A 12,714-nucleotide genomic window follows, 5' to 3' on the forward strand; every position below is an offset into this window, starting at 1 on the left:
ATTCTGGATATGAAGATTCGAGATCGGTTACTGCTGGCGGCCGAGCGGCAGTTCGCCGAGCACGGGGCGCTGGACGCGACACTGACGCAGATCCGCGACGCGGCGGGCGCCAGTGTCGGGGCGCTCTATCACCACTTCCCGGACAAGGCCGACCTGTACCGGCAGGTGTGGGCCAACGCGCTGGTGGACTACCAGCGGCATTTCTGGGCGGTAGTCGGCGAGAGCACCGACGCGCACGACGGCGTCGCCTCAGGTGTGCGCGAGCACCTGCGCTGGGTGAGCGAGAACCAGTACCGGGCGACGGTGCTCACCTCCGCACGGCCGCCAGGGGTCCGGGAGAGCGAGAGCAATCGCCGCTTCATGTCCGACGTGACGCGCTGGTGGCGCACGCACGCCGGATACGGCACGGTGCGCGATCTTCCGATCGATCTGGTCTACGCGCTGTGGCTGGGCCCCGCGCAGGAATACACCCGGCAGTGGCTGGGCGGCGAGATGCGCATCGCCCCGGCCGACATCGCGGGCGAACTGGCCGACGCCGCCTGGCTCGCCCTCGCCGCCGATCGCACCCGAGCCGCGAAAGAGGTCTCCCAGTGACAGTCACCACGGCCCTCGACATCGACAGCGCCAGAAAGGTGCTCGCCGCCCAGCCCTTCGCCGCCCTCGTGGGCACCGAGCTCACCGCGTTCGGCGACGGCGCCGCCACCCTGATCATCCCCTTGCGCCGCGAACTGACCCAGCAGTTCGGCTACGTGCACGGCGGCGTGCTCGCCTACGCCGCGGACAATGCCCTCACCTTCGCCGCCGGAACCGTTCTCGGCGCGAACGTGCTCACCGGTGGTGTCACGGTCACCTACCTCCGTCCCGCCGCGGGCGCGCGGTTGCGCGTCGAGGCATCCGTCACGGGCGCGACCCGGCGCCAAGCGGTTGCCCACTGTTGGATCTACGCGGAGAGCCCGGACCGCGAACCGGTCCTGTGCGCGGTGGCCCAAGGCACCACCCGGCTCGCTGAAACCGACCTGACCGGCGCGAACACCACCCCTTGACCGCGCCATGCCGTCCCGTCGCCGACTGCCCGAGCCAGGGCGCGTTGCGCATCGCACCACCACTCCGCCGGAACGGACGTGCGAAAGGCCGAGCACGGAGAGTGTTCCGTGCCCGGCCCGTTCGGCGCAGGTCAGGCGGTCGCGGCGAAGGCCGGGCCCAACGCCGGTTCGGCGACCGGCTCGATGGCGTAGGCCAGGATGTCGGCCACGTCGGCGACCGGGCGGACGTCCAGTGCGGCCAGCACTTCCGCCGGGACGTCGTCCAGATCCGGCTCGTTGCGCGCCGGGATGAACACCGTCCGCAGTCCGGCCCGCTGGGCGGCGAGCAGCTTCTGCTTCACGCCGCCGATCGGCAGCACCCGGCCGTTCAGGGTGACCTCGCCGGTCATACCGACGTCCGATCGCACCTGACGCCCCAGCGCCAGCGACACGAGTGCCGTGACCATCGTGACGCCCGCGGACGGTCCGTCCTTCGGCACCGCACCGGCCGGGAAGTGGATGTGGATGTTGCGATCCAGGACCGACGCCTCGATGCCGATCTCCTCCAGGTGCGAGCGCACGTAGGTCAGCGCGATCTGCGCGGATTCCTTCATGACGTCGCCGAGCTGGCCGGTGAGGGTCAGCGAGCGCTCGCCCTCGGCGGCGTTCGCCTCGATGTAGAGGACGTCGCCGCCGGCGCCGGTTACGGCGAGGCCGGTGGCCACACCGGGGACCGCGGTGCGTTCGACCGAGTCGGGGGTGAAGCGCGGGCGCCCCAGGTAGTCCTTCAAGTCGCCCAGGCCGATCGTCAAGGCATCGGTATCCACCTCGTAACCCAGTTCGGGGTCGTAATCTGATGCGGCAGGCGCGGTTTCGCGCTCGGACAGCCGGGTGGCCGCCTTGCGCAGCGCCTTGGCGATCAGCCGCTCCATCTGCCGGACGCCCGCCTCCCTGGTGTAGTTGGCCGCGATCTCGCGCAGCGCTTCCTCGCTGACGGCCACCTCGGCGGCGGTCAGCGCGTTGCGCTCGAGTTGCCGCGGCACCAGGAAGTCACGCGCGATGGCCACCTTGTCGTCCTCGGTGTAGCCGTCGACGGTGATCAGTTCCATCCGGTCCAGCAGCGGGCCGGGGATGGTCTCCATGACATTCGCCGTGGCGATGAACAGCACGTCGGACAGGTCCAGGTCCAGATCGAGGTAGTGGTCGCGGAACGTGTGGTTCTGCGCCGGGTCCAGCACCTCGAGCAGGGCGGCGGCCGGATCGCCGCGGAAATCGGAGCCGACCTTGTCGATCTCGTCCAGCAGGACGACCGGGTTCATCGAACCGGCTTCCTTCATGGCGCGGACGATGCGACCGGGCAGCGCGCCGACGTAGGTACGGCGGTGGCCGCGGATCTCGGCCTCGTCGCGCACGCCACCCAGGGCGACGCGGACGAACTTGCGGCCGAGGGCTCGCGCCACGGACTCACCCAGCGACGTCTTGCCGACGCCGGGCGGACCGACCAGCACAAGCACCGCGCCGGAGCCGCGTCCGCCGACGACCTCCAGGCCGCGGGCGGCACGGCGGGCCCGGACGGCCAGGTACTCGACCATGCGGTCCTTGACCTCGTCCAGGCCGTGGTGATCGGCGTCCAGGACCGCGCGGGCGGCCGACACATCGGCGCTGTCGGTGGTCTTCACCGTCCACGGCAGCTCCAGCACGGTGTCCAGCCAGGTCCGGATCCAGCCGGATTCCGGGCTCTGATCGCTGGCCCGCTCCAGCCTGCCGACCTCGCGCAACGCGGCCTCGCGCACGGTGGCGGGCAGGTCGGCCTGCTCTACCCGGGTGCGGTAGTCGTCGGCGCCGTCCGGCTCGTCCTCGCCGAGTTCCTTGCGGATGGCGTTGAGCTGCTGGCGCAGCAGGAATTCGCGCTGGCTCTTCTCCATGCCCTCGCGAACGTCTTCGCTGATCTTCTCGCTGATCTCGGCCTCGGCGATGTGCGCTTTGGTCCACTCGATCAGGGTGGTGAGCCGCTCGGCCACGTCGGAGGTCTCGAGCAGTTCGCGCTTCTGCTCGAAGGTCAGGTAGGTGGCGTAGCCCGCGGTGTCGGCGATGGCCGACGGGTCGGTCAGCTGGTTGACCGCGTCGATGACCTGCCAGGCCTCGCGGCGTTGCAGTACCGAGACGACCAGCTTCTTGTATTCGGCGGCCAATTCCTTGGTGCGGCCGTCGGGTGTGGGCGTCTCGACCGGCTCGGCCTCGACCCACAGCGCGGCGCCGGGGCCGGTGACCCCGTGCCCGATCTTGGCCCGCCGTTCCGCCTTGAGGACGGCCGCCGGGGCTCCGCCGCGCATCCGGCCGACCTGCTCGATGGTGGCGACCACGCCGTAGGTCGCGTAGCCCTCGTTCAGGCGCGGCGCGAGCAGTACGGCGTCGGTCTTGGCGGCGCGCGCGGCATCGATCGCGGCCTGCGCCGATTCGTCCAGTTCGATGGGCACGACCATGCCCGGCAGCACGATCGGATCGGTCAGGAACAGCACCGGCAGGTTCTGTGGTGTAGTCACGTCTTCGACCCTTCCAAAAGTTGAGCGTTGCCTACTCAACCCACGGGTATCCGGGTTTGTTCCACTCCGGTGCCTCGTTCGCTGAGGGCGAAGGGCCACGCCACCCGCGCTCGCCGTTCGCGTTGACACCCCATCCAAGGCAATGAGAACGTTGTGGCCTTGATATCTCATACCGGCGGTACCGCCGGATCGGCTTAGGGAGTCCCATCGATGTCGTCGCTCGCCGCCGGCGTGTTCGTCGACTGGGAAGGATTGACCGGGCAGCCGAAGTTCGTGGTCGACCTGATCACGTTTCCGGTCTTCAGCGCGCTGGCGGGCTGGCTGACCAACTGGACCGGCGTGCTGATGCTGTTCTGGCCGCTGCTGTTCCGCGGCGTCCGCATCCCCGGCCTGCACGTGCTCTATCCGTACTTCCCGCGCCGGGTCCAGGTGCTGCCGACCTTCTCCGGTGATGGCCGCCGCCTCGGATTCCAGGGCTTCATCCCGGCGCGCGCGGAGAAGATGGCCAGTATTTGCGTGGACAAGGCCCTGATGCGGATCGGCAGCCCGAGGGACTTCATCCACGAACTCGATCTCGACGGCATCGCCGACTACATCGCGGTGCTCGCGCGCGAGCAGGTGCGGCCGCTGGTGGACGAGCTGATGTACCGGGAGAACCCGGACCTGTGGCGCACCGTGCCGCGGGCCGCCAAGCAGCTGATCTACCAGCGGGTGGACCGGGAACTGCCCGCCCTGTCCCGCCGTGCGTTCGCCTCGCTCGGCGACAACGTGGACCAGCTGATCGACATCAAGAGCTTCGTGATCCGCTACCTGCAGGAAAACCCGACCATCCTGAAGGACCTGACCACCACCATCGCCGCGCCCGAGCTGCGCTTCATGGTGCGCATCGGCCTGCTCGGCGCACCTTTCGGCGTGCTGCTGGCCCTGTACCTGCATGTGCATCAGCACATTCCGGTGATCGGCTGGGTGCCGGGCTGGGTGATCGTCCTGCTCGCCTCGGCGGCGATCGGCGTGATCGTGAACGTCATCGCGGTGAAGATGGTGTTCGAACCGGGCGACCCGCAACCGAGGTACAAGTACCTGTGGAAGCAGGCGCTGCTGGCCAAGCGACAACCGCAGGCGGCCACCGATCTGGCCCACATCCTGGCCTATCAGGTGCTGACGCTGCCGAACTTGTCCAAGGAGCTGCTGGAGGGCCCGAACGGGGACAAGACCCGGCAGCTGCTGGAGCGCTTGATCGCCGACGAGATCAGTCGACAGCTCGGCCCGACCACCACGCTGGTGCGCGCGGCCTTCGGGCGCCGCCAGTTCGACAACCTCACGGTGGGCGCGGCCGGCGCCGCGGTCGGCTTGGCGCCGACCATGGCCGAGGACGAGGAGTTCACCCTCGAGCAGGCCAAGACCATCGACGAATTCGCGGCGCGCAAGTTGCGGGACCTCACGCCGGGGGAGTTCATGGAGATGTTCTACGCGTCCGTGGAACAGGACGCCTGGCTGCTGTATCTGCACGGCGCGGTGCTCGGTCTCGTCGTCGGAGCCAGCCACCTGGTGCTTTTCGGCTGGTAGCCGGACCGTCGCTCACAAGTAAAACAAGCATGCTTGCCTTTTTTTGACCTCGCTGCGATGCTGGTCCCGGCGGCACACGAGGCGGTGTGCCCGGAACCGGCAGGGGAACAGATGGCCGACCTCGAGGCGCTACTCGGCGACTTCGCCGACGAATGCGCGGACCTGGAACGACTCGTCGGCCCACTGGCGCCCGGGGAATGGGCGCGGGACACACCCGCGCCCGGCTGGACCATCGCCCACCAGATCGGCCACCTGGCCTGGACCGACGAAATCGCGACGATCGCCACCGCGGATGCCGACGGCTTTCAGAAGTTGCTGGCCGAGGCCGGGCCCCGTGCGCTCACGTTCGTCGACGAGGCCGCCGAGAAAGCCGCGACCGAACCGCCCGCCGACCTGCTCGACCGGTGGCGGCGCGGACGCGCATCGCTCACCGCCGCTCTGCGCGCGACGCCCGCGGGCGTCAAACTGCCCTGGTTCGGCCCGCCGATGAGCCCCGCCTCGATGATCACCGCCCGCATCATGGAGACCTGGGCACACGGGCAGGACGTGGCCGACGCCCTCGGCGTGCACCGCACTCCCACCGTACGGCTGCGCACCGTGGCCCATATCGGCGTGCGCACCAGGAACTTCGCCTACACCGTGCACGAAAAGACCCCTCCCGCAGCGGAGTTCCGCGTCGAGCTGACCGCGCCGGACCGCACGATCTGGGCGTGGGGTCCCGAGGATGCCGAGCAGCGCGTGAGCGGACCAGCGCTCGACTTCTGCCTGCTGGTGACCCAGCGCCGCCATCCGGAGGACCTGGCGATCGTGACGCACGGCGACGACGCCGCGGAATGGCTCGCGATCGCGCAGGCTTTCGCGGGTCCGACGGGTGGGGGAAGGACGGCGGGCCAGTTCGCCTGACCCGCCCACACCCGACCCGATCGGTGACGATTCGGGAGCGGGCGAGCGCCACACTTGGGTGCGCCGTGTTCATGTCGACGGCCGGACGCCGTTGGCCGGGTGTCTCGAGGTGGCAGTCGAGAATGGCGCTCGCCAGCTAAACGAATATTTACCCCCCGGTGTGCGCACGGAAACATCGGCGCCATGTAGGCGGCGGCGCCGCACGATATGCCCTTGACCGGGCTGTCCCGCCGTGTGATCCTGCTCTCTTCGACGCGACATACCCCGCAACCGCACAGGTAACCTGGACGGGCGTACAGCTTTCCATGATGCTGGTCCGTCGCAGGGAAAGGAGCGCATCGTGACAGCACACCGACCTGCCCAGTTCGCGCGGCATGCCGCCGTCGTGCTCGCCGGTGCCGCCAGCTTGACCCTGACCGTCGCGGCAGGCACCTACATCGTGCAGCAGATCGCCGATACACAGCACCCGGATAGCAGGCTCGCCGCGCCGATCGCCCCGGTCGCTCCGGATGCGCCCGACCACCGACGTGAAGTCGTCTTCTATCCGGTACTGACCGCCAGCAGTTCGGTCCTGCCCCCCGCCGCCCTCGCTCCCCGCGCCGTCGAGCCGGAAACCGTTCAGGCACAGAGTGATTCACCGCCCACGCCCACGCCTCTCGGCGGCGCGGTCCGCCTCGGCGACGCCTACTTCGGCGCGCGAGTCGCGAAGGGCGAGGCCGATACCGTCTCGGTCACCGTGGATACGAACGCCTTCACGGTGCTCACTGGTTTCCTGCGTTCGGGCCCGGAGCAGCCGGGTGCGTCCACCGTGACCACGATGCGTACCGACCTCGACACCCAGAGCGGCGAAGTGCGCCTGGCCCTTTCCGACCCGGGGCTCGGCGAGCACGCCCTGCGCCTGAATCGTCATGGCGCACCCGCCGCGACGCCACCTCCGGCCGCCGCCGGGAAGCAGGGCACCACCGAACCGGTGCGCGCCGCCTCGCAGGGCGCAGGGGATTCCGAAGCGGTGTGACCCACCGCTTACCCTGCTCGGCATGAGCGCCTACGACTTCTGCGTCATCGGCGGCGGCATCGTCGGCGTCGCGACCGCGCACCGGATCCTGGCGCGCTATCCCGGCGCCCGCCTGGTACTGCTGGAGAAAGCCCAGCACCTGGCCGCGCATCAGACCGGGCACAACAGCGGCGTCATCCACTCCGGGATCTACTATCCGCCGAACAGCCTGAAGGCAACGCTGTGCCGCCGTGGCGCTCGCTGGACCGAGGAATTCGCGGCCGCACACGGCATTCCGTACCGGATCTGCGGCAAATTGCTGGTCGCCACGAACGACGTCGAATACGGACGCATGCTCGCGCTGCACGAACGCTCGATTACCAACGGCGTGGCGGTGGAACTGATCGACGCCGCGGAACTCGCGCGGCGCGAACCGCGTGTCACGGGTGTCGGCGCACTCTTCGTTCCCGGCACCGGGATCATCGATTTCACCCGGATGACCGAAGCGCTCGCCGAGCAAGTACGCGGCGCCGGTGGCGAATTCGTGTTCGGCGCCGAGGTCACAACGCTCACCGAGACCACGGACGCGGTGACAGCCGCCGGGCCGGCCGGTTCGTGGACGGCACGCAGGCTGGTGGTCTGCGCGGGTCTGCAGGCAGACCGAATGGCACGGGCGGCGGGGCTGCGCACCGACTTTCGCATCGTGCCGTTCCGCGGTGAGTACTACCAACTGCCGCGCGAGCGAAACGACCTGGTCAGCACCTTGATCTATCCGATTCCCGATCCCGAATTGCCGTTTCTCGGCGTGCATTTGAGTCCGATGATCGACGGCACGCTGACCGTGGGGCCGAACGCGGTACTCGGCCTCGCCAGGGAGGGCTATCGCAAAGGCAGCTTCGACGTCAGAGACGCGCGAGAAGTGCTCGCCTTCCCCGGATTTCACCGGGTGGCCAAGGCGAACGTGCGTACCGGGCTGCGCGAACTGCGCAACTCGCTGTTCAAGCGCGGGTACCTGGCGCAGTGCCGCCGCTACTGCCCGGATCTGACGCTCGCCGATCTGCTCCCGCGCGAGGCGGGTATTCGCGCGCAGGCCGTCCTGCGCGACGGAACCTTGGTGCACGACTTCATGATCGAGCGCACCGAGCGCTCGGTTCATCTGCTCAATGCCCCTTCACCTGCGGCGACCTCGGCCATGCCGATTGCCGAGCACCTCGTCGACCAGCTCTGAGCGACGCCGCTTCCGAGCGACCGCCCGGTAGCCATTCGACATCACGGCACACCAAATCTTGCCGAGCCCTCGAATAAAGAGGAGAGCTGTAGTACTTTTAACGCCAGTCGTGGAACAGGGAGGGCCTGATGGGCCACATCAAGTACGCGAGTGACGTCGGAGCGCCGGTCGAGGTCGCTTTCAGCTACACCGACAACCATCTCTTCGTACCGGATTGGATGTTCGGCATCGCGGATTTCGCGCCGACCGGCGATCAGGACCGCGGACTCGGCGCGGTCTTCGCCGCCACCACCCGTCTCGCGTTCTTACGGCCCGCGTCGACCTGCGAGATCACCGAATACCGCCACAACGCGGTGATCGGGTACACGCTGCGTGGGCACCTGCGCGGCACGTTGCGGCTGCGCTTCGACCCGCTGGGTTACGGGCGCTCGGTGCTGACCTCCGAAGCGGAGTACAGTCCGCCCCGCGGACTGGTCGCGCGCCTGGGCGCCGGTCTGGTGGATGCCGCGGTCAAATCGGCGCTACGACGTACGGAATCCCGGTTGCGGAGGGAGATAGAGGAATTCCACGGTACCGATCTTGTCGGTCGGATTGCGTAGGGTGCCAACCATGATCATCGTGAGCACCGACGGATCCTGCCTCCGTAATCCCGGCGGCGCCATCGGCTGGGCTTGGGTCAATCATCAGGGCTCCTCCGCCAGCGGAGGAGCCGCGTCCGGAACCAACCAGGTCGCGGAATTGCGCGCGGTGCTGGAAGCGATCGTCGCCCATCCCGGGTCCGAACCTCTGCTCATCGAGAGCGATTCGCTCTACGCGATCAAGTGCGCGTCGGAGTGGGTGTCGGGGTGGCGGCTCAACGGCTGGCGCACGTCCACCGGCGGCGCGGTGAAGAACGTCGAACTCGTCCGGCAGATCGATCGGGCCATCGCGAGCAGGCCGGGACCGGTCCGTTTCCGCTGGGTCCGTGGTCACGTCGGCAACTACTTCAACGAGCAAGCCGATGCGCTGGCCGGAGAAGCGGCTCGGCAGGCCGCGGTCACCGCGGCTGTCGCCGAGGCGAACACCGTGGAAATGCTCGCGGTGACTGTGGAAGAAGCGTCGACGGCGCCGGAAGCGCCGCAGGACAAGGCCGCGGGGAAGGCGGCCGCGCCGTCGGCGCCACAGACTTTGACGCTGTTCTGATTCGTCCGCGAATCGCCGAAGACCGCCCGAATGACCTCCGGCGGTGGTGGCTCGGCCCACCGCCGGAGGCGCTCGGCTAGTTGCCCGGCTGCGGTGCGGGCTGACCAGATGGACCGGGCTGCGGCGCGCCGCCCGGCGCGGGAGCACCGGGAAGGCCGGTACCCGCACCCTTGAGCATCGGCGAATCGAGCTTCTCGACCAGCCACTTGTCGCCCGACTTCGTCAGCTGGGCGATCACCACGACGAACTGCCGCTCGGGGTTGGCCTGGGTGAAGTTGGTCCGGTACTGCGTGAGGGTCACCAGCACCTTGGCCGAGGTCTTGTCACCGGACTGGTAACCGCACTGCACGTCGTCGGCCCAGGACTTGACCTTCGCCTGCACCATGGCGTCCTCGAGCGCCTTGGTCGCGTCGTCGAACTCCTTCAAGAACTCACCGGTCGAGCCGGCTTTCACCGTGGTGAAGTAGTCGCCGAGGTTCTTCGAGTAGTCGTAGACCGAGACGTCCTTGCCGAATTTGCACGCGGCGCTGGTCGAGTCGCGGATCGCGTCGAGCTTGTCGCCACGATCCTTGCCCTGCATGAAGAACACGACCACCGCGGTGATCGCCGCGACCGCGAGCACGCCCGCCACGAACGCGGCCACCAGCGGAAGCGAGGTGGATTTCCCGGACGGTGCCGGCGCGGCCGCCGCGGGAGCGCCGCTCTTCGCTGTCGACTTCTTGCCCGCCTCGGGCTTGTCCGCCTTCTCCGCCTTGGACAGCTCGGGCTTCGCCGCGCCGGCGGCATCCTCCGACTTCTCGGCCACCTTGCCGGTGTCCTTGTCGGCGGCGGCCTTGGTCTCGGCGTCCTTGTCGTTCTCGGCGTCGTCGGTAGACATCGATAAAACCTGCACTTTCCCGGCGCGCTTCGGTGCGCACCGATTGGCTTCAGGGGCCCGCGAGAGCGGGCCTTACGCGTTCCACCGGCGAGTATGCCCGGCCGACGGGTGGACCGCCGGGCCGGGTGCGACTCACCGCACCGGAGGCAGGGTCCGCTCGTTCGGATCCACACCCGGGGGCATGTGTGCGCCGTTGTTCGGCACGTCCGGCCGCGGCGCGTTCGCCGCACCGCGGATCTGCTGCCCCGGCGGCGGGTTCTCACAGTAGTTCCACTTCGGAATCGTGCCGTCCTGCACGACCTCGTTGCGGATCTTCGGAGTGTTGTAGGTACAGAACGGTCGCGGCCAGATGTCGATCATCGCGTGGAATTCGTTCCCGTGCGCCGGGACGCCCAGCGCCTCGCCGCCGAGCGCGAGCGAGGGGAACAGCGCACGCAGAGCGGGCAGCCGCAGCTGCGCCGCCTTGGTGATCGCCTGGAAGTTGGTTGCCAGGCTGGTGATCGGGTCGGCCGTCCGGTCCACCACCGCGCCGAGGCTGGTGAGCTGGCCCGGCGCCTGGTCGAGCACCCGCTGCAGTTCCGCGTTCGCGTTGTTGAACTGCTCGAACAGCACCCCGGAGTTGCGGGTCAGGGTAGCCAGATCGGGCTGCGCGTTGGACGTGGTGTTGGCGATGGTGCGCAGATTGGTGATCAGGTTCGTGGTCTGTGGCAGCAACGAGTCCAGGCCCGCCATCGCCAAGCTGATCCCGTTGACCATGCCGCGCAACTGATCCGGTCCCGCGCTGAGCGCGATGTCCAGCTCGTTCAGGATGACCTGGAAGTGGTCGGGATTGATCTGCGCGATCAGGGCGCTGGAGTTGTCCAGGACCGACCACACCGGCGTCGGCGTGTGGATCTTCTCCGGATCGAACTTGATCACCGCGCCGTTGGCCAGGTACGGCCCCTGCTCGGCGTTCGGCCGGAAATCGATGTACTGCTCACCCGCACCGGACAGCGCCTGCACCGCGATCTGGGTGTCCACCGGGATCTTGTATTTCGACTCGATCTGCGCGGTGGCGGCGATGGCCTGCCCGCGATCGGTCAGCTCGATCGAGGTGACCTTGCCGATGCGCCACCCGCGCAGGGTCACGTCGTTGCCGGGCTGCAGACCGCCGGAGCGGTCCAGGTTCACCGTGACGGTGTAGTCCGACCGCAGCGGGTTCACCCGCATGACGTTCACCATCAGGTACGCGGCGCCGACCAGCAGCACGAGCACCAGGCCCAGGTTCGACAGGAAGATTTTGCTTCCGAACAGTTTGCGCACGGAGGTCATCGGTGTCCTCCCGTCACCCTGCCCTGCACGAGCTGCAGCACTTGAAGCAGGCTGCCCGCGAAGTCCTGCAGGTCGTGGAGGTCCTGGAGCTTGCCGTGCTCCGGATCGGTGAGCGCGCTGATGTCGAGGTTGGTCGCGGTGGCGTACACCGCGAAGCTGCCGCCGCGGAAGGTCGCGTCCACCTTGGGCCGCAGCACGCGGAGCCGATCGAGCAGCACGCCGAAGTTGTCGCCGGTCTTGGCGATCGCGTCCATCAGCTGGTGGGTGTTCTCCAGCAGGCCGTTCAACTGCGCGGTGGAGGTGTCGGCGTAATTGCCCAGCGCGGCGCTGGCGGTGGACAGCTTGGTCAGCAGATCGCCGATGGCCCGGTTGTTCTCGGCGATGGCGCCGATCATCTGGGGCAGCGTGTCGGCCACCTCGCCGAGCTCGGACCGCCGCGCCTCGATGGTGTTGGCCAGGGTGCTGAATTCACCGAGCACACTGTCCACCCGGGCGGAGTTGGCGTTCAAACTGCCGACCACGCCGGTCATCTCGGTGATCAGGTGGGCCAGTTGCTCGCCGCGGCCACCGACGATGGAGTCCAGCTCCGAACCCAGCCTGGACAGGCTGGCGATGCCGCCGCCGTTGAACAGCATGGATACCGAGATGAGCAACTGCTCGACGGTCGCGCCCGCGGAGGTGCTGTCGAGCGTGAGCGTGTCGCCGTCGTGCAGCATTTCCGCGCCGGGCTCGGTCTTGGGCTTTGACACCGCGACGAAGACATCACCGAGCGGAGTGGCCTGACGCAGTTCCGCCGTGCTGCCCTTGGGCAACTCGATGTCCTTGCTGATGGTCAGATCCACGATGGCCTGGAAGTTCTTCGTCTTGATGTCGGTGACCACGCCGACATCGGAACCGCCGATCTTCACCTTCGCCTGGTCGGGCAGGTTCAGCGCGTTCTCGAACACCGCGTGGATGGTGTAGGTCTCCCCGGTCACACCCGGTTTCGGCAGCGGCAGCTTCTCCACGGTGAGCCCGCAGCCGGAAGTGACCGCGACACCGGCCACCGCGGCGACCGCGACCAGCGCCCTGCGTGCCTTGATCGTCAT

12 protein-coding genes are annotated in these 12,714 nt (G+C 68.3%); 8 read left to right on the forward strand and 4 right to left on the reverse strand.

Going from position 1 to position 12,714, the window contains the following annotated elements:
* Nucleotides 1-9: 9 nt before the first annotated feature.
* Nucleotides 10-594: a TetR/AcrR family transcriptional regulator gene (locus LTT66_RS11510; protein ID WP_233066663.1), complete on the forward strand. Its 585-nt coding sequence runs from the start codon at nucleotides 10-12 to the stop codon at nucleotides 592-594.
* Nucleotides 591-1,043, forward strand: coding sequence for a PaaI family thioesterase (locus LTT66_RS11515; protein WP_233066666.1), 453 nt, complete (start codon nucleotides 591-593; stop codon nucleotides 1,041-1,043). Before LTT66_RS11510 ends, LTT66_RS11515 begins: the two co-directional genes overlap by 4 nt.
* Before the next feature lie 131 nt (nucleotides 1,044-1,174).
* On the opposite strand, the gene lon is transcribed toward LTT66_RS11515, so the two are convergent.
* Entirely contained in the window at nucleotides 1,175-3,505 is a 2,331-nt protein-coding gene (lon, locus tag LTT66_RS11520; RefSeq protein ID WP_233069130.1) for an endopeptidase La, read from the reverse strand.
* Between the two features lie 270 nt (nucleotides 3,506-3,775).
* Here lon and LTT66_RS11525 point away from each other — a divergent pair, with 270 nt between their 5' ends.
* From LTT66_RS11525 to LTT66_RS11550, 6 genes are all read left to right on the forward strand, one after another.
* A complete protein-coding gene (locus LTT66_RS11525) occupies nucleotides 3,776-5,131 on the forward strand; it encodes a hypothetical protein (RefSeq protein ID WP_233066668.1) in 1,356 nt (451 codons plus the stop codon).
* A gap of 111 nt (nucleotides 5,132-5,242) precedes the next feature.
* Nucleotides 5,243-6,034, forward strand: coding sequence for a TIGR03084 family metal-binding protein (locus LTT66_RS11530; RefSeq protein WP_233066670.1), 792 nt, complete (start codon nucleotides 5,243-5,245; stop codon nucleotides 6,032-6,034).
* 340 nt (nucleotides 6,035-6,374) lie between these two features.
* Nucleotides 6,375-7,049, forward strand: coding sequence for a hypothetical protein (locus LTT66_RS11535; RefSeq protein ID WP_233066673.1), 675 nt, complete (start codon nucleotides 6,375-6,377; stop codon nucleotides 7,047-7,049).
* Nucleotides 7,050-7,071: 22 nt separating this feature from the next.
* The gene (lhgO, locus tag LTT66_RS11540) at nucleotides 7,072-8,256 is read left to right on the forward strand and encodes an L-2-hydroxyglutarate oxidase (protein WP_233066676.1); all 1,185 of its coding nucleotides are present in this window, start codon (nucleotides 7,072-7,074) and stop codon (nucleotides 8,254-8,256) included.
* Between the two features lie 128 nt (nucleotides 8,257-8,384).
* Nucleotides 8,385-8,855, forward strand: coding sequence for an SRPBCC family protein (locus tag LTT66_RS11545; protein WP_233066680.1), 471 nt, complete (start codon nucleotides 8,385-8,387; stop codon nucleotides 8,853-8,855).
* Between the two features lie 10 nt (nucleotides 8,856-8,865).
* Entirely contained in the window at nucleotides 8,866-9,438 is a 573-nt protein-coding gene (locus LTT66_RS11550; protein WP_233066683.1) for a ribonuclease H family protein, read from the forward strand.
* Between the two features lie 76 nt (nucleotides 9,439-9,514).
* On the opposite strand, the gene LTT66_RS11555 is transcribed toward LTT66_RS11550, so the two are convergent.
* From LTT66_RS11555 to LTT66_RS11565, 3 genes are all read right to left on the reverse strand, one after another.
* Nucleotides 9,515-10,315, reverse strand: coding sequence for a hypothetical protein (locus LTT66_RS11555; protein ID WP_233066686.1), 801 nt, complete (start codon nucleotides 10,313-10,315; stop codon nucleotides 9,515-9,517).
* 132 nt (nucleotides 10,316-10,447) lie between these two features.
* Entirely contained in the window at nucleotides 10,448-11,626 is a 1,179-nt protein-coding gene (locus tag LTT66_RS11560; RefSeq protein ID WP_233066688.1) for an MlaD family protein, read from the reverse strand.
* The gene (locus LTT66_RS11565; RefSeq protein WP_233066690.1) at nucleotides 11,623-12,714 is read right to left on the reverse strand and encodes an MCE family protein; all 1,092 of its coding nucleotides are present in this window, start codon (nucleotides 12,712-12,714) and stop codon (nucleotides 11,623-11,625) included. Before LTT66_RS11565 ends, LTT66_RS11560 begins: the two co-directional genes overlap by 4 nt.

The organism is Nocardia gipuzkoensis, assembly GCF_021183645.1.
Classification (GTDB): Bacteria; Actinomycetota; Actinomycetes; order Mycobacteriales; family Mycobacteriaceae; genus Nocardia; species Nocardia abscessus.

What these genes read in the sequence shown, in the direction of transcription:
- LTT66_RS11545 (WP_233066680.1), top strand. Translation starts at nt 8,385, where the DNA reads ATGGGCCACATCAAGTACGCGAGTGACGTCGGAGCGCCGGTCGAGGTC.
- lon (WP_233069130.1), bottom strand. Translation starts at nt 3,505, where the DNA reads ATGGTCGTGCCCATCGAACTGGACGAATCGGCGCAGGCCGCGATCGAT.
- LTT66_RS11525 (WP_233066668.1), top strand. Translation starts at nt 3,776, where the DNA reads ATGTCGTCGCTCGCCGCCGGCGTGTTCGTCGACTGGGAAGGATTGACC.
- LTT66_RS11565 (WP_233066690.1), bottom strand. Translation starts at nt 12,714, where the DNA reads ATGACGATCAAGGCACGCAGGGCGCTGGTCGCGGTCGCCGCGGTGGCC.
- LTT66_RS11560 (WP_233066688.1), bottom strand. Translation starts at nt 11,626, where the DNA reads ATGACCTCCGTGCGCAAACTGTTCGGAAGCAAAATCTTCCTGTCGAAC.
- LTT66_RS11550 (WP_233066683.1), top strand. Translation starts at nt 8,866, where the DNA reads ATGATCATCGTGAGCACCGACGGATCCTGCCTCCGTAATCCCGGCGGC.
- lhgO (WP_233066676.1), top strand. Translation starts at nt 7,072, where the DNA reads ATGAGCGCCTACGACTTCTGCGTCATCGGCGGCGGCATCGTCGGCGTC.
- LTT66_RS11555 (WP_233066686.1), bottom strand. Translation starts at nt 10,315, where the DNA reads ATGTCTACCGACGACGCCGAGAACGACAAGGACGCCGAGACCAAGGCC.
- LTT66_RS11530 (WP_233066670.1), top strand. Translation starts at nt 5,243, where the DNA reads ATGGCCGACCTCGAGGCGCTACTCGGCGACTTCGCCGACGAATGCGCG.
- LTT66_RS11510 (WP_233066663.1), top strand. Translation starts at nt 10, where the DNA reads ATGAAGATTCGAGATCGGTTACTGCTGGCGGCCGAGCGGCAGTTCGCC.